This is a genomic window from Candidatus Pelagibacter sp. HIMB1715 (genome assembly GCF_052047595.1).
GTDB lineage: Bacteria > Pseudomonadota > Alphaproteobacteria > Pelagibacterales > Pelagibacteraceae > Pelagibacter.
In genome coordinates, this window is the sequence record NZ_JBNAJY010000006.1 from 20,263 (window position 1) to 42,234 (window position 21,972).

Annotated in this window: 18 protein-coding genes and 3 tRNA genes; 15 read left to right on the forward strand and 6 right to left on the reverse strand. The window is 28.2% G+C overall.

From position 1 onward, the window contains the following. Positions 1–21 precede the first annotated feature (21 nt). From ACTTAY_RS03020 to ACTTAY_RS03065, 10 genes are all read left to right on the forward strand, one after another. Positions 22–1,803 carry an ATP-binding protein gene (locus ACTTAY_RS03020; RefSeq protein WP_440672303.1) on the forward strand — a complete coding sequence of 594 codons (1,782 nt, stop codon included), beginning with the start codon at positions 22–24 and terminating at the stop codon, positions 1,801–1,803. A gap of 1 nt (position 1,804) precedes the next feature. Then, a complete protein-coding gene (locus ACTTAY_RS03025; RefSeq protein ID WP_440672304.1) occupies positions 1,805–3,160 on the forward strand; it encodes a sigma-54-dependent transcriptional regulator in 1,356 nt (451 codons plus the stop codon). Beyond that, positions 3,161–4,552, forward strand: coding sequence for a Trk system potassium transporter TrkA (trkA, locus tag ACTTAY_RS03030; RefSeq protein ID WP_440672305.1), 1,392 nt, complete (start codon positions 3,161–3,163; stop codon positions 4,550–4,552). 238 nt (positions 4,553–4,790) lie between these two features. Continuing rightward, positions 4,791–5,960, forward strand: a complete 1,170-nt coding sequence (locus tag ACTTAY_RS03035; protein WP_440672306.1) for a potassium transporter TrkG — start codon at positions 4,791–4,793, stop codon at positions 5,958–5,960. A 29-nt stretch (positions 5,961–5,989) separates the two neighbouring features. Then, positions 5,990–6,066 (forward strand) — tRNA-Arg (locus tag ACTTAY_RS03040). A 124-nt stretch (positions 6,067–6,190) separates the two neighbouring features. Continuing rightward, entirely contained in the window at positions 6,191–7,231 is a 1,041-nt protein-coding gene (locus tag ACTTAY_RS03045; protein WP_075506690.1) for an amino acid ABC transporter substrate-binding protein, read from the forward strand. Positions 7,232–7,294: 63 nt separating this feature from the next. Next, positions 7,295–8,446, forward strand: a complete 1,152-nt coding sequence (locus ACTTAY_RS03050) for an amino acid ABC transporter permease (RefSeq protein WP_440672307.1) — start codon at positions 7,295–7,297, stop codon at positions 8,444–8,446. Beyond that, the gene (locus tag ACTTAY_RS03055) at positions 8,447–9,889 is read left to right on the forward strand and encodes an amino acid ABC transporter permease (RefSeq protein ID WP_440672308.1); all 1,443 of its coding nucleotides are present in this window, start codon (positions 8,447–8,449) and stop codon (positions 9,887–9,889) included. 2 nt (positions 9,890–9,891) lie between these two features. Next, positions 9,892–10,626, forward strand: coding sequence for an amino acid ABC transporter ATP-binding protein (locus tag ACTTAY_RS03060; RefSeq protein WP_440672310.1), 735 nt, complete (start codon positions 9,892–9,894; stop codon positions 10,624–10,626). A gap of 146 nt (positions 10,627–10,772) precedes the next feature. Further along, entirely contained in the window at positions 10,773–11,144 is a 372-nt protein-coding gene (locus tag ACTTAY_RS03065) for a helix-turn-helix domain-containing protein (protein ID WP_440672311.1), read from the forward strand. Between the two features lie 66 nt (positions 11,145–11,210). On the opposite strand, the gene ACTTAY_RS03070 is transcribed toward ACTTAY_RS03065, so the two are convergent. Then, a tRNA-Asn gene (locus ACTTAY_RS03070) sits at positions 11,211–11,286 on the reverse strand. Between the two features lie 50 nt (positions 11,287–11,336). Beyond that, positions 11,337–11,410: transfer RNA gene (locus ACTTAY_RS03075), tRNA-Cys, on the reverse strand. Positions 11,411–11,532: 122 nt separating this feature from the next. Here ACTTAY_RS03075 and ACTTAY_RS03080 point away from each other — a divergent pair. Genes ACTTAY_RS03080 through ACTTAY_RS03090 form a run of 3 tightly spaced genes read left to right on the forward strand, consistent with a single transcriptional unit; the run spans position 11,533 to position 17,089 of the window. Beyond that, positions 11,533–14,160, forward strand: a complete 2,628-nt coding sequence (locus ACTTAY_RS03080; protein ID WP_440672312.1) for a valine--tRNA ligase — start codon at positions 11,533–11,535, stop codon at positions 14,158–14,160. Then, complete coding sequence (ilvD, locus tag ACTTAY_RS03085) at positions 14,160–15,878, forward strand: dihydroxy-acid dehydratase (RefSeq protein WP_440672313.1); 1,719 nt, start codon at positions 14,160–14,162, stop codon at positions 15,876–15,878. Before ACTTAY_RS03080 ends, ilvD begins: the two co-directional genes overlap by 1 nt. Next, entirely contained in the window at positions 15,878–17,089 is a 1,212-nt protein-coding gene (locus tag ACTTAY_RS03090) for a sugar phosphate nucleotidyltransferase (protein WP_440672314.1), read from the forward strand. Before ilvD ends, ACTTAY_RS03090 begins: the two co-directional genes overlap by 1 nt. A 166-nt stretch (positions 17,090–17,255) precedes the next feature. On the opposite strand, the gene ACTTAY_RS03095 is transcribed toward ACTTAY_RS03090, so the two are convergent. Together ACTTAY_RS03095 and ACTTAY_RS03100 are read right to left on the reverse strand one after the other, a co-directional pair. Next, complete coding sequence (locus ACTTAY_RS03095) at positions 17,256–17,465, reverse strand: hypothetical protein (RefSeq protein ID WP_440672315.1); 210 nt, start codon at positions 17,463–17,465, stop codon at positions 17,256–17,258. 68 nt (positions 17,466–17,533) lie between these two features. Beyond that, entirely contained in the window at positions 17,534–18,424 is an 891-nt protein-coding gene (locus ACTTAY_RS03100; protein WP_440672316.1) for a diacylglycerol/lipid kinase family protein, read from the reverse strand. A 108-nt stretch (positions 18,425–18,532) separates the two neighbouring features. On the opposite strand from ACTTAY_RS03100, the gene ACTTAY_RS03105 reads away from it, so the two are divergent. Both ACTTAY_RS03105 and ACTTAY_RS03110 read left to right on the forward strand, forming a co-directional pair. Beyond that, a complete protein-coding gene (locus ACTTAY_RS03105) occupies positions 18,533–19,357 on the forward strand; it encodes a UDP-2,3-diacylglucosamine diphosphatase (protein ID WP_440672317.1) in 825 nt (274 codons plus the stop codon). Then, a complete protein-coding gene (locus ACTTAY_RS03110) occupies positions 19,357–20,361 on the forward strand; it encodes a glycosyltransferase family 4 protein (RefSeq protein WP_440672318.1) in 1,005 nt (334 codons plus the stop codon). Before ACTTAY_RS03105 ends, ACTTAY_RS03110 begins: the two co-directional genes overlap by 1 nt. Here the strand turns inward: ACTTAY_RS03110 and ACTTAY_RS03115 are convergent. Continuing rightward, entirely contained in the window at positions 20,354–21,085 is a 732-nt protein-coding gene (locus ACTTAY_RS03115) for a 1-acyl-sn-glycerol-3-phosphate acyltransferase (RefSeq protein WP_440672319.1), read from the reverse strand. The two genes, ACTTAY_RS03110 and ACTTAY_RS03115, sit on opposite strands and share 8 nt — an antisense overlap. Positions 21,086–21,089: 4 nt before the next feature. After that, positions 21,090–21,914 carry a GNAT family N-acetyltransferase gene (locus ACTTAY_RS03120; RefSeq protein ID WP_440672320.1) on the reverse strand — a complete coding sequence of 275 codons (825 nt, stop codon included), beginning with the start codon at positions 21,912–21,914 and terminating at the stop codon, positions 21,090–21,092. Positions 21,915–21,972 lie beyond the last annotated feature (58 nt).

Here is a 21,972-nt window from a genome sequence, read left to right on the forward strand (position 1 = left end):
TTATAGAAATTTTATACTCAAATGACAGATTTTATTAAGAAAAATATCTATTTGATAATATTATTTATTATCACATTATCGATAGGTTTTTTAACATTTTTAACTTTTATTGATAAAGGATTTATAAAATTAACTGACAAGAATTTACAATATCTTCTAATATTAAATATACTACTTTTAACTTCACTTTTTATATTTATTTTTTTTGAAATTAGAAGAGCAATCAAAACAGATATTGATAAAGACGGATTAAAATCTAACAAAAAATATATTACTGTATTTGCTCTTTTTACTTTAATACCTTCAGTTTTGATATCAATTTTCTCATTGTTCCTTTTTTCGTTTGCCTTGGAAAAATATTTCGACAAGAAAGTTACAACTGTAGTTAATAATTCTTACGAGCTTGCTAAAAATTATGTCGAAGAAATTAGAAACAAAATTCAATCAGATATTGTTTTAATTGCTTTTGATACCAATAAAAGTAAAAATTTTTTAAACGACAATCCTAAAGAATATAAAAGATTTCTAGACACTCAGAAATTAATTAGAGGTGTTGATGAAATACATATAATCAACATTGATAAAAAATTATTATTCACTACTCTTAATGATAATCAGCCATACATACCTCCTGTTGATAGAGCGTTAGCACTTGTGCTAGATGATGATAGACCTTTAAAAATTATTAATGCACCAGATAATATATCTGCTGCGATTATGAGATTACAAAGTTTTGATAATAGATTTTTGTATGTAATTAAATATCTAGATAAAGATATTTCGAAATATCTGACAGAATCTGAAGAAGCAATAAATTTTTATTATACTGTAGAGGAAAAAAGTACGGGAATAAAAATATCTTTTGCAATTATTTATGTTATTGTTGTAAGTGTATTGTTGTTTGTATCTATATCAATAGCTATAAGATTTTCCTCTAGGTTTTTTAGATCCATTAATAATTTGATTAATGCATCAGTCTCTATTGGTGAAGGAAAATTTGACACAAAAGTTCCTGAGGTGAAAACCGATAAAGATTTAGAAATTCTGAATAAGAATTTTAATTTAATGATTGATAGATTGAAAAATCAACAAGAAAAATTAATAATAAATGAAAGACATGAAGCTTGGAGCAATTTAGCAAGAAAACTGGCGCATGAAATTAAAAATCCTTTAACCCCAATTCAATTAACAATAGACAGAATGAAAACAAAATATTCTAATCAAGTGAATGAAAACGAAAAACAAAATTTTGATGAGAACTTAAAGATAATAAATAACCAAATTAAACAAATAGGAAATTTAGTTAATGAATTTTCAGATTTTGCTCGTATGCCAAAACCCATTTTAAAAGAAAATAATTTAATTCAAATTATTCAGGAGGATATCAAATTATTAAATGAATTAGATAATTCGATTAATATTTCCATTAACAAAAATAAAAAAGAAATTTTTTTAAATAGTGATAAAGAACAACTCGCAAGGGTTTTCTTTAATTTAATTAAAAATTCTATCGAAAGTATTCAACAAAGAGCAGAAAATGATAGTAATTTAGTAAAAAAAATCACCATTGAAGTTAATGAAGAAAATAACCACATAACAATCAATATAACAGATAATGGTATTGGTTTTGGAATATTTGCAGCAAATATTAAAGATATTTTAAATCCATACTTTACCACTAAAAAAAATGGAACTGGATTGGGTCTTTCAATAGTAAGTAAAATTATAAATGACCATAATGGAAAAATTGAATTTATACCTTTAGACGAAGGTGCGAAAATTAAAATAGATTTTATTAAATAAAATGAGTTCAGAAATATTAATTGTTGATGATAACGCAGATATTAGGAATATTATTAATGAGTTAATTTTAGATGCTGGTTATAAAACCAGACTTGCTGCTAATTATAATCAAGCTTTATCTGAAATAGATAAAAAACTTCCAGATGTTGCTATTCTAGATGTAAAATTAGATAAGGGTGATAATGATGGAATAGAATTGTTATCACATATTAAATCAAAAGATAAAGATGTGCCTGTTATTATAATCTCAGGTCATGCAAATATTGAAATGGCAGTAAAATCTCTTCATGAAGGTGCTTTTGAATTTATTGAAAAGCCTTTTGATCAAGAGAGATTGTTAAATTTTGTTAGAAGGGCAGTTGAGAATTACAATCTTAAAAAACAAAATAAAGAATATGAAACAAAATTATTTTCATCATATGAATTAATTGGAAATAGTAAAAATATTTTAAATATAAATGATCAAATCAATAAAATTTCTATTACAGAAAGTAGAGTATTTATCAACGGCCCCTCAGGATCTGGAAAAGAATTGATAGCAAGAAAAATTCATAAATTATCTAAAAGAAATAAAAATCCTTTTGTAGTTTTGAATGGAGCATTGTTAGATTCAAATAAATATGAACTTGAGTTATTTGGAGAAGAAAAAGATAATGGCTCTATATCTTATGGAGCGTTAGAAAAAGCTAACAAAGGTACTTTATTGATAGACCAAGTTTCAGAAATACCTTTGGATATACAATCAAAAATTTTGAGAGTTCTAACAGATCAAAAGTTTAAAAGAGTTAATGGTTCAAATGACGTAAGCGTAAATGTTAGATTAATTTGCTCTTCAAGTAAGGATTTAAAGAAAGAAATTGAAATAGGAAATTTTAGAGAAGATCTTTTTCATAGATTAAATGTTTTTGAAATAAATGTTGAACCGTTGAGTCAACGTATTTCAGATATTCCACTTTTAATTAAATATTTTTCAAAAAAAATATCTGAAAATTACAATATTAATGAATTAGAAATAGATGAAGACAATACTTATATCCTAAACCATGATTGGCACGGTAATGTTAGAGAATTGAGAAATTTAATTGAACGAATTGCAATTTTACAACCTGACACAAAGGAAAAAATTTCAAATATAATAAAAGAATCCTTAAAAAATATTAATTTCAATGAGCAATTGGCTGAAAACAGCCTATCAGTGCCATTAAAAGAGGCTAGAGAAAAATTTGAAAAGGAGTATTTAACTATTCAACTGAAAAAATTTAATGGAAATATTTCAAAAACAGCTAATTTCGTTGGTATGGAAAGAAGTGCCTTACACCGAAAATTAAAAGGCTTAGGAATTAAAGAATTTAATTAAATGAACATAATCATTTGTGGCGCAGGTAGAGTAGGCTTTACTATTGCTAAACAACTTAGTGATCAAGGTCATTCTATTACTGTAATAGATCCATCAAGCGAAGATATTCAAAAAATTGATGACGCACTTGATGTTAAAGCTATTGTTGGAAAAGGAAGTTATCCATCAATTCTTGAAAAGGCTAATGCGCAAGAGGCTGATATGATTATAGCAGTAACTCGAAATGATGAAATTAATATGGTTATATGCCAAATTGCATTTTCTATTTTTAAAATACCAAAAAAGATTGCCAGAATAAGATCTCAGGATTATTTAAATCCTAAGTTTACAACTGTTTATAACAAAGAAAACTTACCTATAGATGTTATTATTTCACCAGAAATTGAAATTGCAAAATCAATCCAAAGAAAACTCGAAGCTCCTGGAGCTTTAGATAGTGTTCCTTTTGCTGACAATAAAATCAGGTTATTAGAAATATTAATTAATGAAAATTGTAATTTGATTAATATTAAATTAAGTGATCTTACAAAAAAGTACCCTAATCTCAAAGCAAATGTTATTGGTGTAATAAGAGAAGAAAGATTTTTTATTCCAAAAAAAACTGATGAAATAAAGATAAATGATAAAATTTATGTAATTATAAACTCAACCCAAATGTCCGAAACATTGGAAGCATTTGGACATACCGAAAAAGTTTCTAAAAAAATTCTTATAGTCGGCGGAGGTAATATAGGTTTTAATTTAGCTAAGAATATTGAGGAAAATTTGGATGCAGCTCGGGTAAAAATTATTGAGAAAAATAAAGAAAGAGCTGAATTTCTTGCAAGTGAACTAAATAATACAATAGTAATAAATGGTGATGCTCTAGATGAAGAAGTTTTGTCAGAAGCAAATTTAGAGGAGGCAGAAACTGTTTTAGCTCTTACAAACGATGATGAAGATAATTTAATGGTTAGCGTACTGGTCGAAAAATTTGCAAAAGATGAAAAAGAAATTGATGATAAACGAACAATGGCTTTAATTAATAAACCAAACTATTCATTATTACAGAATTCACTTAAAATTGATGATCTGATTGATCCTAGAATGAATACTGTATCTAGTATTTTAAAACATATACATAAAGGCACCATAGAAACAGCTTACACAATTATGAATGGTGAATATGAGGTGATAGAGGCTGAGATAATTGAGACATCTGAATTAATTAACAAAGAATTAAAAAATTCTAATCTTCCTGAAGAAATTCGAATTGGCGCTATTCTTAGAGACGATAAAGTAATTATACCTAGATCAGACTTTGTATTTCAAAAAGATGATAAAGTTGTTTTTTTAGCAAAAAAAGACTCAATTTCAGTTGTTGAAAATATTTTTAGAATTAGCTCAATTTAATTTAATGCCAATACTTCGGGTAAAATATTTAAGTTTTTTCTTTCTATTGATATCAGTTTTTTCTTTTTTAAATATTATCTACTCTTATTATTTCAACTTATACTTAAACTTAAATATATATTACTTTAGTTTAGTAATTTCTGCTCTAGTTGGGTTTTTATTTTATAAAATTGATACCTCAGATAAAAAACCAACAATATTTGAAAAAATACTAACTGTACTTTTGGGATATTTTATTATGCCATTGGTATTATCTATTCCATTTTATTTTAGTATTTATAACTTAACTTTTTTGAATGCTTTATTTGAAGCAGTTTCTGGTTTTACTTCAACTGGTTTTACAATCTTTGAAAACATAAAACATATTGATCAAGGATTAATAATTTGGAGATCATCAACTCAATGGATAGGTGGTTTGTACTTTTTATTTTCTATAATTTTTTTGATTGATATTTATGATGAAAATTTAAAAAAATCTCTCACAAATTTTTTATCATTTAATACAACTGAAATTTTAAAACAGACAATTAAAATATTTATTTTATATTTAAGCTTAACTTTAGTTATTTTTATAATTCTTAATATATTTGGTATTAGATCATTTAACTCATTAAATATAGCAATGACCATCATTTCATCAGGTGGTTTTTTGCCAGTAAACGATCTATCAACTATACTTGTGCAAAATTCACAAATAATAATTTTTTCTTTATTAATGCTAGTTTCTTTTTTTAGCATCTTCTTTGTATATAATTTAATTTTTTTAAGAAAAAGCATAAATTTTTTTCATGAGGATATTCATTTATTTTTGTACTTTGTAATAACTGTTGGAATTTTTTTTATATTTTTTAGTTACGATAATACTTTTTCTTATAGTTTTTTATCTTTAGTGAGTAGTATTTCTAATATAGGAATTTCATTGAATGTTGAGCAAACTAATCTTCAATTATTGTATTTACTTTTGGTTATAATTGGAGGTTCATTTATTTCAACAAGTTCTGGTTTAAGATTTTTAAAAATATATTCATTAACAAAATATTCTTTAAACCAAATACTTTCTTTTAGCAGACCAAAAAATGTATTCATGAACAAGCTGGTATTTTCTAAAATTAATTTTGCGACTCAAGATATAAATAAATATTTTCTTACAATTGTAATTTTTATTATTTCACTTTTTTCATTAACAATTTTATTATCTTTGGGTAATATTGATTTTGAATATTCATTTAAACTTGCAGTATTAACATTAATGAATACTGTTAACTCATCAGCTTATGGAATAAGTGATTTTGATTTCCAAAATTTACATTTTATTGCCAAATATATTCTTATTTTCTTTATGATTATTGGTCGAATTGAATTACTATCTTTATTATTGATAGCTAAAAAATTTCTGTTTAAATATTAAATTTGTAATATATATGTATTTCAATAATTGCGCCCTTAGCTCAGCTGGATAGAGCATCGGTTTTCTAAACCGAGGGTCGTAGGTTCGAATCCTTCAGGGCGCGCCATTGCTTAATATTTTGACCATAATTTCTTCTTGAAGTAGTTTTTTTAAAATGTTTTAATCCTGCGAATTCAAAACTAAGTTTTGAATTATTTGTTAACAAATAAAAATAACCAAAAGGAAGAATAATGTTTAAATACTTAAAACAATTAACTTCTTTAGTAGCAATGGTTGCTGTGTTGTTTACTTTTACAACAGAAACTATGGCTGCTAAAAAATCAAAAACACTCAAAAACACTCAAAAGAAGGGTTTTGTAAGATGTGGAGTATCTCAAGGTCTTCCAGGATTTTCTAATGCTGATGCTGCAGGAAATTGGACTGGTATCGATGTTGATGTATGTAGAGCGGTAGCTGCTGCAGTACTAGGTGATGCAAACAAAGTTAAGTTTACACCATTAAGTGCTAAAGAAAGATTTACAGCTTTAACTTCTGGTGAGATTGATATCTTATCAAGAAACACAACTTGGACTCTTTCTAGAGATGCTGATATCGGATTAACTTTCGTTGGAGTTAACTTCTACGATGGTCAAGGTTTCATGGTTAGAAAAAGTTCTGGTATTACTTCAACAAGCCAATTCAAAGATGGTATCTCAGCTTGTACAAACATTGGTACAACAACTGAGTTAAACATGAGAGACTTCTTTAACTCTAAAGGAATTTCTTATGAGCCAGTTGCTTTCGAAAAAGCTGACGAAGTCGTAGCTGCTTATGATGCAGGTAGATGTGATACTTACACTACTGATAAATCAGGTCTTGCTGCACAAAGAACTAAAATGACTAACCCAGATGATCACATTGTATTACCTGAAACTGTTTCTAAAGAGCCTTTAGGACCAGTTGTTAGACAAGGTGACTCAGTATGGGAAGATATCGTTAGATGGTCTTTAAATGCTATGATCGAAGCTGAGGAGTATGGAATTACTTCAGCTAATGCAGATTCTATGAAAACTTCAGACAACCCAGCTGTCAAAAGATTAGTTGGTGCTGAAGGTGAATTAGGTGCTGCTTTTGGTCTAGACAATGAGTGGAGCTTAAGAATTATCAAGCAAGTTGGTAACTATGGTGAAAGCTATAAGAGAAATATAGCTGACACTGGAATTTTACCAGACAGAGGTCCAAATGAATTATGGACTAAAGGTGGAATTCTTTACGTACCACCTGCAAGATAATTGCATATTTAATTAATTAAAAAGGGCTAGATTTTTCTAGCCCTTTTTTTTATAAGTTTTTAAATGAACTTCAAATTACAAAAAATAGTTCCTCAGTTAGTTACAGTTTTAGCAGTCATATTAGTTTTTGGTTTCTTTAGTTATAACGCCCAAGTCAATATGGAAAATAGAGGTATTGATTTTGGATATGGTTTTTTATCTCAAGAATCTTCATTTGATGTTCAATTTTCTTTAATTGAATACGATGGATCACATTCTTATTTTAGAGCTTACTTAGTTGGATTATTAAATACTATTTTAGTTTCTGTAATTGGAATTATATTTGCAACAATACTTGGAGTAATTGTTGGTGTTGCTAGACTTTCACCAAATTATCTTATTAACAAATTTGCAGCCTTCTATGTAGAATTTTTCAGAAATATTCCATTACTTTTACAAATATTTTTTTGGTATTTTGCAGCTTTAAGAGCTTTACCTTTGCCTCAAGATGCTGACGCAATATTTGGTGTCTTCTTTTTAACTATTAAAGGCCTGTATGTTCCAGCTTTTGTTTGGGAAAACTTTAATGTTTTCTTTTATTCAATAGTTGCAGCAATAATTGCAATAGTTGTTATCAGAGTCCATGCGATAAAAGTTCAAGAAACTCAAGGTAAACAATTACCAGTTTTATGGATATCTTTAGGATTAATTTTTATATTACCTTTATTAAGTTTTTTAATAGGAGGTGTAAACCTTTCTTTTGAGATACCTAAATTAAAACAACTCGCGACAACATCTTTTATTTACGAAGGTGGTGTAAGTTTACCTCCTGAATTAATTGCATTAACTTTATCTTTAGCATTATATACAGCAACTTTTATTGCAGAATGTGTAAGAGCTGGAATTCAAGGTGTTGGAAAAGGACAAAAAGAAGCTGCTGCATCTATCGGTTTAAATCCAAATCAAGTTTTGAAATTAGTGGTTATGCCTCAAGCTTTAAGAATTATTATACCACCAACTACTAACCAATATTTAAATTTAACTAAAAATTCATCATTAGCAGCTGCAATTGCTTATCCTGATTTAGTTTTAGTATTTGCAGGTACTGCATTAATGCAAACAGGAAAGGCTATTGAGATCGTTTCTATTACTATGCTTACTTACTTAAGTTTGAGTATATCAATTTCTATACTGATGAATTGGTATAATAAAAAAATTGCTATTAAGGAAAAATAAATGTCAAAAATTAATTTTTTAAGACCAGATAAAGAAAATTTGAATACCTTTTTATATTTAGGTTCTCTATTATTTTTTGTTAGTGTTTTAGATGTATTTTTGAATTCATTTTTTAATGTTAATATTACAGGTTTCCTACCAACGTTGTTAAGTTTTGTGATACCTTTAGTGATTGGATTTATAGGTCTTCATTTTATTAGGATTGAACATAGCGGTTATAAATTTTTAGATAGTTTAAACAAAAATATTAATACCAATAGTTTTAATGCTGTTCTTTCATTATTAATTATTTTTGTAATCATTAAAGCAACACCACCAATTCTAAGTTGGTTTTTTGTTGATGCTAGTTTTACAGGAGATAGTAAAGATGTTTGTTCAGGAACAGGTGCATGTTGGACTTATATAAAAGTTTGGTTCAATAGATTTATGTATGGAATGTATCCAAATGCTGAGCAGTGGAGAATAAATTTATCTTTTATTTCTTTAGCATTACTTGGTTCTGTTGGTTATTTTGCTACAGAGAAATTTAAAAAGTATTTAACTTTGTACTATGTAGTTATTTATCCTTTTATCGCATTCTTATTTATTTTCTTTTTTATATCAGGTGGTCCTGTATTTTTTGATTTTTCTTACGGTATAATTGCTGCAGTTATTTCAATTATTCTTGGATTTTTTATTCCTAGTAGATTTAAATTTTATTATTTTTTAATTGTACCATTAACAATCTATATAGTTCTTAAGTACTTTGTTTTTTATGAAGAACTAATCGAACTTGGTAAACTTGATGGTTTAAATTGGGTAGAAACGGGAGCGTGGGGTGGATTATCTTTAACATTTATAATCTCATTCTTCTGTTTAATATTCTGTTTTCCTATAGGGATGGCTTTTGCCTTAGGAAGAAGATCTGATTTACCTTTGATTAGATATATATCTGTAGGATTTATAGAGTTCTGGAGAGGGGTACCATTAATTACAGTTTTATTTATGTCAGCTGTAATGTTTCCAATGTTTTTACCAGAAGATTTTTTCATAGATAAATTAGTTAGAGCAATTATTGCAATTTCATTATTTGAAGCTGCATATGTTGCAGAAGTAATAAGAGGAGGCTTACAAGCCTTACCAAGAGGCCAATACGAAGCTGCTAAATCATTAGGGATGGGATATTGGAAAATGCATATATTTGTAATTTTACCTCAAGCACTTAAATTAGTGATTCCGGGTATTGCTAATACTTTCTTGGCATTAGTAAAAGATACACCTTTAATATTTGTAGTTGGTTTATTAGAGATAGTTGGAATGTTAAATTTGGCAAAAACTAATCCAGAGTGGTTAGGATTTGCAATGGAAGGCTACGTATTTGCAGCAATAATTTTCTGGATTATTTGTTATGCAATGAGTAAGTATAGCTATAATCTAGAACAAAAATACAAAACAGAACGGTAATTATGTCCGACAGTATAATTCAAATTAAAAATGTAAATAAATGGTTTGGGGATTTTCAAGTACTAAAAGATATAAATTTAGAAGTTAAACCAAAAGAAAAAATTGTAGTTTGTGGACCTTCTGGTTCTGGTAAATCAACTTTAATTAGATGCATAAATAGATTAGAGGAGCACCAACAAGGAGATATTATTGTTGATGGAAATACTTTAACAGAAGATACAAAAAATATTGAACAAATTAGAGCTGAAGTTGGAATGGTGTTCCAACAGTTTAATCTATTTCCTCACTTATCTATTGTAGATAATTGCACACTTGCTCCTATTTGGGTGAAGAAAATGCCTAAAAAAGAAGCTGAAGAATTAGCACTAAAGCATTTAGAAAGAGTTCAAATTCTTGACCAAGCTCAGAAATTTCCTGGCCAATTATCTGGTGGACAGCAACAAAGGGTAGCTATTGCTAGAGCACTGTGTATGGAACCAAAAATTATGTTGTTTGATGAACCAACATCAGCCCTTGATCCTGAAATGATTAAGGAAGTTCTAGATGTTATGGTTGATTTGGCTAATCAAGGTATGACCATGATAGTTGTTACTCATGAAATGGGCTTTGCCAAAGAAGTTGCAGATAAAATGATCTTTATGGATGAAGGTATGATAGTAGAAAAAGCTGATACAACAGAGTTTTTTGCTAACCCAAAGAGCGACCGTACTAAGCTTTTCTTAAGCCAAATCTTGTAAAATTTATATATATTCTAATCTTAACAATTGCTTGACAGGTTTTTAGTTTTTAAGGTTTTTTTATTAAAATAAATAAATTTTTCTATTGCAGTAGTTGAAATAAATTTGTTCAATAGTGTTTTAAAATTTAATTAAGAGGGGTCTTAATGGAAGATAATTTCAACAAACACTTAGGGAATAAACTTAAGTTAAGAAGATTGGCTTTAGGTTTAACACAAACAAAAGTAGCAAAAGCAATTAACGTAACATTTCAACAAATCCAAAAATATGAAAAAGGAACGAACGGAGTAAGTTCAATTAGATTACTTCAGCTTTCAAATTATTTAAAAGTACCGATAAACTATTTCTTTGAAGATTTTTCAGAATATTTAGTTAATTTAGAAAAATCTCAAGAAGGACATATGAATGTAAATTATAATTTTTTAGCAAAAGTTTATTCAGAACTTAATGCTGATCAAAAATTAAAATTTAACAAAACATTACAAATTTCAGGATCTAATATTTCTAAAGCAATTTAATCATAACCAAAATATGACCCCTTTGGTTAATTGTTTATTCATAAAATTTTAGATTAATTTTTTTTTTGGCTCCTCGGGCAGGACTCGAACCTGCGACCAATTGATTAACAGTCAACTGCTCTACCAACTGAGCTACCGAGGAATGTAAAAATCACAACTTACTTTTTTTTAAAACTAAAACAAGATTTTTTTTGGAGGCAACGCCCGGAATCGAACCGGGATACAAGGATTTGCAATCCTCTGCGTAACCATTCCGCCACGTTGCCTTCTTGTTTTAGACGAATAGCTTTAGGCCTTTTTATATTAAATTTTTTATATTAGTCTATTAAATAACGTTCCAAATTGATTATTGTTAAATAAGATTATTAAATTATAAACTTTAAATTCAATGAGTAACGATAAATATATCCATTCTGAAGTTGAAAATAAGATTTATTCATATTGGGAAAAAAACGAATTATTTAAACCAAAAGAAAATTCTAAAAAATTTTCAATAGTAATTCCCCCACCAAATGTAACTGGTAGCCTTCATATGGGGCACGCATTAAATAATTCTATTCAAGATTTATTAGTTCGTTATCATCGGATGAATAATTATGAAACTTTATGGCAACCAGGAACTGATCATGCTGGTATTGCAACACAAGCCTTAGTGGAAAAAAAACTAACCTCTGAAAAGATAGATAAGAATGAGATAGGTAGAGATAAATTTATTGAAAAAGTTTGGGAATGGAAAGAGCAATATGGTGACATAATAATCAATCAATTAAAAAAACTTGGTTGCTCTTGTGATTGGTCAAGAAATGCATTCACAATGGATGAAAATTTATCCAAATCAGTTATCAAAGTTTTTGTAGAGCTTTATAATAAAGGTTTAATTTACAAGGATAAGAAATTAGTAAACTGGGATACTGTTCTTAAGACAGCTATTTCAGATTTAGAAGTAGATCAAAGAGAAGTAAATTCAAAAATTTACTATATTAAGTATACTATAGATGGAACTAGTGAATTTATAACTATAGCAACTACAAGACCCGAAACAATGCTAGGTGACACCGCTATAGCTGTTAATCCAAAAGATGATCGGTTCAAATCATTTGTTGGCAAAACAGTAACTATACCAATCGTTGGTAGAAAAATAAAAATTATAGAAGATGATTATGCTGATCCTGAACAAGGCACAGGAGCATTGAAAATAACTCCTGCTCATGATTTTAATGATTATGATGTCGGTCAAAGAAACAATCTAGAGATAATAAATATTTTTACTGAAGAAGGTAAAATAAATGAAAACGCACCCGAACGCTATAAAGGTCTTGATAGATTTGAAGCTAGAAAAAGAATTTTAAAAGAACTCAAAGAAAAAGAATTTTTTGTAAAAGAGGAAAATATTAAAAATAAAGTTCCATATGGAGATAGATCTAATTCTATAATTGAACCTTTTCTTACAGAACAATGGTTTGCAGATGCTGGTAAATTATCTGTTAAAGCTAAAGAAGTTGTTAATTCAAAAAAAACAAATTTCTTTCCTGAAAATTGGTCAAAGACTTATTTTCAATGGATGAACAATATTGAACCTTGGTGTATTTCGAGACAATTGTGGTGGGGACATCAAATACCTGCATGGTACGGACCAGATAATAAAATTTTTGTTGCTATAAATGAAGAAGAAGCAAAATCACAAGCAAAAGAATTTTACAAAAAAGAAGTAGAACTAAATAGAGATCCTGATGTTTTGGATACTTGGTTTTCATCTGGTTTATGGCCTTTTGCTACTTTAGGGTGGCCAGAAGATGATGATTATATAAAGAAATTTTATCCAACTTCAGTATTGGTAACTGGTTTTGATATTATCTTTTTCTGGGTTGCTAGAATGATTATGTTTGGAACAGAATTTTTAGATAAAGAACCCTTTAAAGACATATATGTTCACGCACTAGTAAGAGACGAAAAAGGACAAAAAATGTCCAAATCAAAAGGAAACGTAATTGATCCTTTGGATTTAATTGAAAAATACAGCGCTGATGCATTGAGATTTACTTTACTATCAATGGCTTCACCTGGGACAGATGTAAAGTTGTCAGAAGATAGAGTTAAAGGTTATAGAAATTTTCTAAATAAATTGTGGAATGCCAATAACTTTTTAATAACAAATGAATGTGATTTTAAAGATATTGATGATCTACCAAATTTAAACGTAAATATAAATAAGTGGATATATTCAGAGCTAATAGAAGCAAAGAATAAAATTCAAAAAAATCTTGAGGATTATAGATTTGATGAAGCTGCAAAAAATGCATATCAGTTTGCTTGGCACTCATATTGTGATTGGTATCTGGAGTTATCTAAAACTATTCTTTTTTCAGATGATAATGATGCAAAAGCAGAGGTTAAAAAAGTATCATCTTATATATTTAAACAAATTTTAATATTACTTCATCCATTTATTCCGTTTGTAACAGAAGAAATATGGCTCAAAGACCAATTTGATAAGAATGGTAGCGATTTTTTAATGCATAAAAATTGGGTAACAGGAGACGTGAACAAAGATAATAGTACTGAGCAGGTAGAAAATATCATAAATATTATTTCAGAGCTTAGATCCTTTAAAAACGAACTTAATGTTAGCCCAGGTTCATTTATTGACGTTTCAGTTAAAGGTATAAATGATAATCAAAAAGAATTTATTAATAAAAATGAAGTTATCTTAAAAAAACTTGGAAGAATAAACAGCATACTTGATGATGATTTAGAAAAACCTGCTGCAACAATGGTTGTTTCAGGTGATTTATTCAAAATTTATTTTGATAAAGATGTAGATTTAAAATTAATTAAAGAAAACCTAACAAATAAACAAAGTAGATTAGAACAGGAAATGAATAAAATTTCTCAAAGATTAGAGAATAAAAGTTTTGTAGATCGTGCACCAAAAGAGATTGTTGAACAAGAAAAAACTAATTATAATAATTTAAAGAATGATATTGAGAAAATATCAATAACAATAAAGGGTATATAATGGCAAAATTTAATAAAAAGAAACTTCCAAGTAGACATACATCATTAGGACCAGATAGAGCACCACATAGATCTTTTTATTATGCAATGGGTGAAACAGAAAAAGATGTAGCAAAACCCTTTGTTGGAGTAGTTTCAACTTGGAATGAAGCAGCGCCTTGTAACATTGCTTTAATGAGACAAGCACAATCTGTTAAAAAAGGTGTTAGAGCAAACGGCGGAACACCAAGAGAATTTTGTACAATTACTGTTACTGATGGAATTGCAATGGGTCATGAAGGAATGAAATCTTCATTAATTTCAAGAGAGGTTATAGCAGACTCTGCCGAACTTACTGTTAGAGGACATTGTTATGATGCATTAGTTGGTATTGCAGGATGTGATAAATCTTTACCAGGATTGATGATGTCAATGGTTAGACTTAATGTACCGAGTGTATTTATTTACGGAGGATCCATTCTTCCAGGTACTTACAAAGGAAAAGATGTAACTGTAGTAGATGTATTTGAAGCAGTTGGTAAACATTCATCAGGTCAAATGTCAGCAGCTGAGCTTAGAAAATTAGAATTAGTAGCTTGTCCAAGTGCGGGTGCTTGTGGTGGTCAGTTTACTGCTAACACAATGGCATGTGTATCAGAAGCAATTGGTTTAGCATTACCTTATTCTGCAGGAACTCCTGCTCCTTATGAAGAAAGAGATAAGTATTCAAAAGAAAGTGGTAAAATGGTTATGAACCTTTTACAGAAAAAAATTAAACCAAGAGATATTGTTACAAGAAAAGCCTTAGAAAATGCTGCAACCATTGTTGCTGCAACAGGTGGATCTACAAATGCAGGTCTTCATTTACCTGCTATTGCTAATGAAGCAGGAATTAAATTTGATTTAATGGATGTTGCAAAAATATTTAAACGAACACCTTATCTTGCAGATTTAAAACCTGGTGGAAAATATGTTGCAAAAGATATGTGGTTAGCAGGTGGTGTACCAATGTTATTAAAAACTTTATACGAAGGTGGATATATTCATGGAGACTGTATGACTGTTACAGGTAAAACTATGAAAGAAAATTTAAAAAATATTAAATTTAATCCTAAACAAAAAGTAATGAGATCTTACAAAGATCCATTGTCTCCAACAGGAGGTGTTGTTGGATTAAAAGGTAACTTAGCTCCAGAGGGAGCAATTGTTAAGGTTGCAGGACTTAAAAAATTACAATTTACTGGAAAAGCAAGATGCTTTGATAATGAAGAAAGCGCTATGAAAGCTGTTCAAAGTAGAAAGTACAATGATGGTGATGTAATTATTATCAGATACGAAGGACCAGTTGGAGGTCCAGGTATGAGAGAAATGTTATCTACAACTGGAGCAATTTACGGTCAGGGAAAAGGGGAGAAAGTAGCCCTTATAACTGATGGAAGGTTCTCTGGTGCTACAAGAGGCTTTTGTGTGGGTCACGTAGGCCCTGAGGCCGCTCTAGGGGGTCCTATAGGTCTATTAAAGAACGGAGATATCATTGATATTGATGCTAAAAAAGGAACAATCAATGTAAGGCTTTCTAAAAAAGAATTAGCTTCTAGAAGAAGAAAATGGAAAGCTAAAAAATCTGACTTTGGATCAGGTACTTTGTGGAAATACGCACAAACAGTTGGACCAGCATATTTAGGTGCTCCAACTCATCCAGGTAAGAAAAAGGAAGTTAAAGACTATTCAGAGATTTAATGAAAATAAGACCAGTTATTTTATGTGGTGGTGCTGGTACACGTCTTTGGCCTAATTCTAAAAATCATCAAGCGAAACAGTTTATTGATTTTGGCAATTGGACTTTACTTGGAAAAACTCTAGAGAGAACAAAAGCATCCATTTATGATGCACCTATTATAAGTACAAACAAAAAATATCTAAGTAAAGTTAAGCAACATTTAAGAAAAAACAAAATTAATAAATATAAAATTGTTGTTGAGCCAGCTAAAAGAAATACGGCTCCAGCTATCTTAAGCACAGCTTTAATAAAAGATATTCCTGATAATCAGCCACTAATGTTTTTCACAGCTGATCATTTGATTGAGAAAATAAATATATTTAATAAGGCTATCAATAAAAATAAGTCCAATCTTAATGAAAATAATATTTTTGTATTTGGTATCAAACCAAAATCACCAACAAGTGATTACGGTTATTTCTTAACTAAAAAAATTAAAAGTAACATTAATAAAGTAACTAGATTTATTGAAAAACCTAAAGAAGCAAAAGCAAAAGAAATCATTCGAAAAAGTGGATATTGGAACTCAGGAATGTTTTATCTTCGTAAAGATTCAATCATCAATAACTTTAAAAAATATAACCGAACTATATATAGAAATTGTGTAACAGCAGTTAATAAGGCAAAATATAAATCAAATACTTATCATTTAAATAAATCCTCATTTATAAAAGCAACTGCTAAATCTTTTGATTATGCAATCCTTGAAAAAACAAAGCAAATTAATGCAATTAAATTAGATATACCTTGGTCAGATCTTGGAAGTTGGAAAGAAATTTTAAAAATGTATGACAAAAATAAAAACAAATATATTAAGAAGAAAAATGTTTATTTTAGACCGTGGGGTAGGTACACAAACCTATTTGAAGGCAAAGAATTTTTAATTAAAGAACTTTATGTTAAACCAAAAGGAATACTAAGTTTACAAAAGCATCATCATAGAGCTGAGCATTGGTTGGTCACGCAAGGTAATGCCAAAATAACTCTAAACAAAGAGACAATTATTAAAAAACCTGGTGAACATATATTTATACCACTAGAGGCTATACATAGAGTTCAAAACTCTGGACAAAAACCAGTTAAAATTATGGAAGCCCAAGTAGGCTCAATATTAAAGGAAACTGATATTGTAAGATTTCAAGATGTGTACGGAAGAGTTTCGAAAAAGTAATAATCTTGTAATAATTAGTTTATATTTTTGAAATATTTAAATTCTAAAAGTTTAGAACAAAATTTTAATAAGTTTCTAAATTATTCTTACCTCTTAATTTTAAAATTTTGTGAGTTAATCACTTTCCTCTTCTTAAATTTTAAGAAGAGGAAAGACGAATTGAAATTTAATTATTTACTGATGCTGGATTTTGATTAGTTTTTTTTTTAGCTAGTTTTTTAGCTTTTTTCTCAGCAATTTTTTTCTCTACACTTGCAACTTTTATACTGATCTTATCTAGTTTTTTTTCTTTTAAAATAATTTTATTTTTTAATTTATGAATTGATTTATTTATTTTTTGTTTTTTCTTTGCAAAGTTTTTTAGTTTTTTCTTCATATCAACCCCCAATTGTATTTAAGTTAAATAAATTATTGCAAACTTTCAAAATGAAGTAAATAATATTTTCAGGCTGCTTTTAGTAAATTAAATTTTCTTTTAGAAGATTTGATAACTATATCCTTAAGAGAGCCAAAATTATCTCCATCTATCTGTATGGGTATGCTTTTATCAATAGTTTTAAGTTTAACTTCGTTTGTATTTTTTGTGATTACCGAATTTGATTTATTAAGATTGCCATTAAAAATAATTAGAAAGATATAGTATAAAAGTTTCATTCTACTTAAATCTTTAAAGATATATGTTGTAAATTTTTCTTCAAAAATATTTGTATCTGTTATTTTATGGTGACCCGCATAATATTTACTATTCGAACATAATACCCAATCTGCTAACAATTCATCGTTATCAATATTTACTTTAATCTTAGTATTTTTCATAAAAATAAATTTTTCTAATCCTTTAATTCCAAATATTACTTTTCCTAGTATTTTTTTAATTTTAGAATTTATAGATTGAACAATTTGAGCATCCCAACCTATGCCAGCCATGAGAATAAAATAATTGTCATTAATTTTGACAAGATTAGTTTTTTCTAAGTTATCCGACGTTAATGTTTGTAAAATTTTGTTTATATTTTTAGACATTCCAAGTTCTGCTTGTAAAATATTTGCTGTACCAGCTGGTACATATCCAATTGCAAAATTTTCTTTTGGTTGAAAATTATTTTTGATTAGTTGATTTATGGCAAAACACACAGAGCCATCACCTCCAGCAACTACTAATCTATCGTAATCTTGCTTTACGATTTGTTTAAATAAATCTTCAGCTTCTTTTTCAGTAACTGTTTCAAAGAGATCAACATGATGCGACAATTTTAGGTTGTTGCAAATTTTTTTTATAAAATTGGATTTTCTACCAGAAGAAGCTTTTTTGTTATAAATAAAGCAAAATTTCATTTTATCTTGTTATTTTTATTTTAATAAATCTTTAACATTACTATGACACAACCAGGTTAATGATTCTAGTATTAATTGAGAATAATTATCTCAGATTGGAGCTGCATAGTGAAACCCATTTTACAATATAAAAGTATTTTTATTTCAGATGTTCACCTTGGAACAAAGGGATGCCAAGCGGAGAAATTGTTAGAATTTTTTAAGAATACAAGATCTGAAAAATTGTATTGTGTTGGTGACATTATAGATGTGTGGGCATTGCAAAAAAACTTTTATTGGCCGCAAGCACACAACGACGTAATTCAAAAAATATTGAGAAAAGCTCGTCATGGAACAGAAGTGTTTTATGTTATTGGTAATCACGATGAAGTATTTAGGAAGTTTATTCCAATGCATTTTGGACAAATCAAAATGATTAACAGAGTAATTCACCAGTCGGTACAAAATAAAAAATATTTAGTTGTTCATGGCGATGCTTGGGATGGTGTTATGCGATATGCCAAATGGCTCTCCAAGTTAGGTTCAATAGCTTATGAAATGCTATTGAGACTAAACATAGTTATTAATTTCTTTAGAAAATTGAGAGGAAAAACTTATTGGTCTTTGGCTAAGTATTTAAAATATAAAGTTAAAAATGCAGTTAAATATATCGGTGAATATGAAAGAACTATTGCTCAATATGGTAAGAAAAAGAAATTTGATGGAATAATTTGTGGTCATATTCATCACGCTACGAATGAGGATTTTGATGGAGTAAATTACTTAAATTGTGGTGATTGGGTTGAGTCTTGCACTGCACTCGCTGAAAATTATGATGGTACTTTTGAAATAATTTATTGGGACAAAATTAGAAAAGATTATGTAGATGTAGATGAAGATGAAATGATATCATCTAATACAGTAGAAGATGATCAACTTAAAAAAGCATCTTAATGAAAATTTTGATTGTAACTGATGCTTATTATCCGCAAGTCAACGGTGTAGTTAGAACTCTTCATGAAACTGGTGAAATATTAAAATCTCAAGGTCATCAAATTGAATATATAACGCCGCAACAGTTCATGACTGTACCAATGCCAAAGTATAATGAAATTAGATTGTCTTTAAATGTTTGGCCAAGAGTAGGAAACTTAATTAAATCAATAAATCCTAACGCAATTCATATTGCAACAGAGGGTCCTTTAGGTTTTATGGCAAGAAGGTATTGTATAAAAAATAAATTAAAATTTACTACAAGTTTTCACACTAGATTTGATAAGTATATGAAGCTTTATATGCCGATCATCCCAGCTAAATGGTCAGAAAAATTTTTATGTAATTTTCATAATAAAGCAGAGAGAATTTTAGTAACAACAGAGTCGATGCGAAAAGAATTGATCGATTTAGGAATTGATAATAGCAAGATGGTAACTTGGACAAGAGGAGGTAACCATGGTGCTTTTAAAAATCCACAAAAAAGAGATCTACCTTACAAAAGACCAATTTGGATTTACGTTGGAAGAGTAGCGGTAGAAAAAAATATTAAAGCATTCTTAGACTTAGATCTAGAAGGTACCAAAGTCGTCATAGGCAAAGGTCCAGATCTTGAAAATTTGAAAAAGAAATTTCCCAATGATGTTTTTTTAGGTGAGAGAACTAATGGAGAATTGGCTTCACACTTTGCATCATCAGATGTTTTTGTATTTCCCAGTAAAACTGACACTTTTGGTATTGTTGTTTTAGAATCTTTAAATTGTGGTACACCCGTAGCAGCATACCCTGTACCAGGCCCAAAAGATATTTTAGGTGGAACTAAAATTGATACTTTGGATAATGATTTAAAAGCTTCTGCTTTGAAAGCTTTAAAGATAAGTAGACAAGATTGTCTAGAATTTGCTAAAAAATACAGCTGGGAAGAAACTGCTAAGATATTTTTTGATAATATTTCACCTAATTAATACCTATAACAATATTTTTTAAATTTTCGGAAATCTCTTCATTAGTTAAATTTTTTGTTTTAAGTTCATAAATAGGTTTATTTATTATAACTTTGAAAGTTTCATTTTTCTTGTTTAAGAGTTCACGTATAAATAAAGCTCTTCTTAAATTGTTATTTATAAATCCTGTAAACTGAAAAAACTTACTATTTTTTCCAAAAAATTTTACAGGTATTATTGTTGGATTACTTTTTTTTATAATAGAACCAATTAATGGTTTCCACTTTCTTTCCTTTGGGTTATCAAATATGAATTTAGATGTAGCAACTTCACCTGACGGAAATGTGATTAAACAACCACCGTTCATTATGTGATTTATAGAATTATTTTTGCTGTTAATATTGAAGATAACATCTTTTTTATTAGTGCTAAATTTTAAAGGGTATAAATATTCTGTAATATGATCAATTTTTGTTAATTCATTATTTATAAGAATTTTGTAATCTTTCCTAATATTAGAGACTATAGAAGAAAGTATTAAACCGTCTAATATGCCAAAAGGATGGTTTGCAACTAAGATAGTTGGTCCTGATGATGGTATATTTTGAATTCCTTGAGCATTATATTTAATATTTAAAATTTTAAGAGTTTCGTCCCAAAAATTTTTGTTATTAAAGTTATTATAATTTTCGGAGTATAGATTTTGTATATAAGAATATTTTGTAATTTTTTTTAATATTTCCACAATATTAGTAAGAAAATTTTTCTAAATACTTTGTATCAATCTTATTAAATTCTACAAAAATAAATATATCAATAGTTTTAAATTTAGGATCAATGATTGCACCATTTCCAATTTTGGCATTTAGCTTCAGGTATCCTTTAATTAATGTCGGAAGATTTTTTATTAATTTTAAAGATGGTTTAACTTTTTTATTGTAATCAATATTTATTGACATTTTTGGATTTGCTGTGACCTCAACATCTTTATTCATTAAAAAATTTTGTTGCAAATAGATTAGCTCATCTTCTATTTTTTTATAATCTGTGTGCAAGAAACTAGCTGTACCAAACAAACCCTGTATTTTATTCGATATTACGTATCTATGAATTTCTTTCCACATTGATTGTAGTACATTTTTATTTCTATGATCTTTGTGAATACATGATCTGCTTACTTCTAATAAATTGTTATATTTTGGTGATTTAATTAAATTGTCTAAATTATATTCTTCACTAGTACAAAATCCTACATTCCCAATATTTTCCTGCTTAAGTAATCTGTATGTACCGATAATACTAGTTTTACTAAATTTATTTTTTTTATAAGAAACGATTATATGGTCACAATATTTATCATAAATATCAGTATCTTTTTTGAAACTTGAAATATTTATTATTTTTTTCTTTTTTCTATCTTCAAAAAAAACTTTATACCTTAGTTTTTGTGCAGCTTTTATCTCACTTTTAGTGTCGGCCAATTTAGTGATAAAAGTAGGTTTAAAAAAATTTCCAGTATTTATGTAAAATTTTTTACTATAATTAGTATTTGAAAAATGTTTTAAAGTTAACATTAAAATTAAATAAGAGATTCTTATTTAATTTTTGTTAAACATATGTTTCAAATTTCTT

Coding starts and splice junctions, on each gene's coding strand:
- ACTTAY_RS03080 (WP_440672312.1), top strand. CDS start 11,533: ATGAGTAACGATAAATATATCCATTCTGAAGTTGAAAATAAGATTTAT.
- ACTTAY_RS03060 (WP_440672310.1), top strand. CDS start 9,892: ATGTCCGACAGTATAATTCAAATTAAAAATGTAAATAAATGGTTTGGG.
- ACTTAY_RS03120 (WP_440672320.1), bottom strand. CDS start 21,914: ATGTTAACTTTAAAACATTTTTCAAATACTAATTATAGTAAAAAATTT.
- ACTTAY_RS03110 (WP_440672318.1), top strand. CDS start 19,357: ATGAAAATTTTGATTGTAACTGATGCTTATTATCCGCAAGTCAACGGT.
- ACTTAY_RS03095 (WP_440672315.1), bottom strand. CDS start 17,465: ATGAAGAAAAAACTAAAAAACTTTGCAAAGAAAAAACAAAAAATAAAT.
- ACTTAY_RS03065 (WP_440672311.1), top strand. CDS start 10,773: ATGGAAGATAATTTCAACAAACACTTAGGGAATAAACTTAAGTTAAGA.
- ACTTAY_RS03100 (WP_440672316.1), bottom strand. CDS start 18,424: ATGAAATTTTGCTTTATTTATAACAAAAAAGCTTCTTCTGGTAGAAAA.
- ACTTAY_RS03025 (WP_440672304.1), top strand. CDS start 1,805: ATGAGTTCAGAAATATTAATTGTTGATGATAACGCAGATATTAGGAAT.
- ACTTAY_RS03045 (WP_075506690.1), top strand. CDS start 6,191: ATGTTTAAATACTTAAAACAATTAACTTCTTTAGTAGCAATGGTTGCT.
- ACTTAY_RS03035 (WP_440672306.1), top strand. CDS start 4,791: ATGCCATTGGTATTATCTATTCCATTTTATTTTAGTATTTATAACTTA.
- ACTTAY_RS03020 (WP_440672303.1), top strand. CDS start 22: ATGACAGATTTTATTAAGAAAAATATCTATTTGATAATATTATTTATT.
- ACTTAY_RS03050 (WP_440672307.1), top strand. CDS start 7,295: ATGAACTTCAAATTACAAAAAATAGTTCCTCAGTTAGTTACAGTTTTA.
- trkA (WP_440672305.1), top strand. CDS start 3,161: ATGAACATAATCATTTGTGGCGCAGGTAGAGTAGGCTTTACTATTGCT.
- ACTTAY_RS03090 (WP_440672314.1), top strand. CDS start 15,878: ATGAAAATAAGACCAGTTATTTTATGTGGTGGTGCTGGTACACGTCTT.
- ilvD (WP_440672313.1), top strand. CDS start 14,160: ATGGCAAAATTTAATAAAAAGAAACTTCCAAGTAGACATACATCATTA.
- ACTTAY_RS03055 (WP_440672308.1), top strand. CDS start 8,447: ATGTCAAAAATTAATTTTTTAAGACCAGATAAAGAAAATTTGAATACC.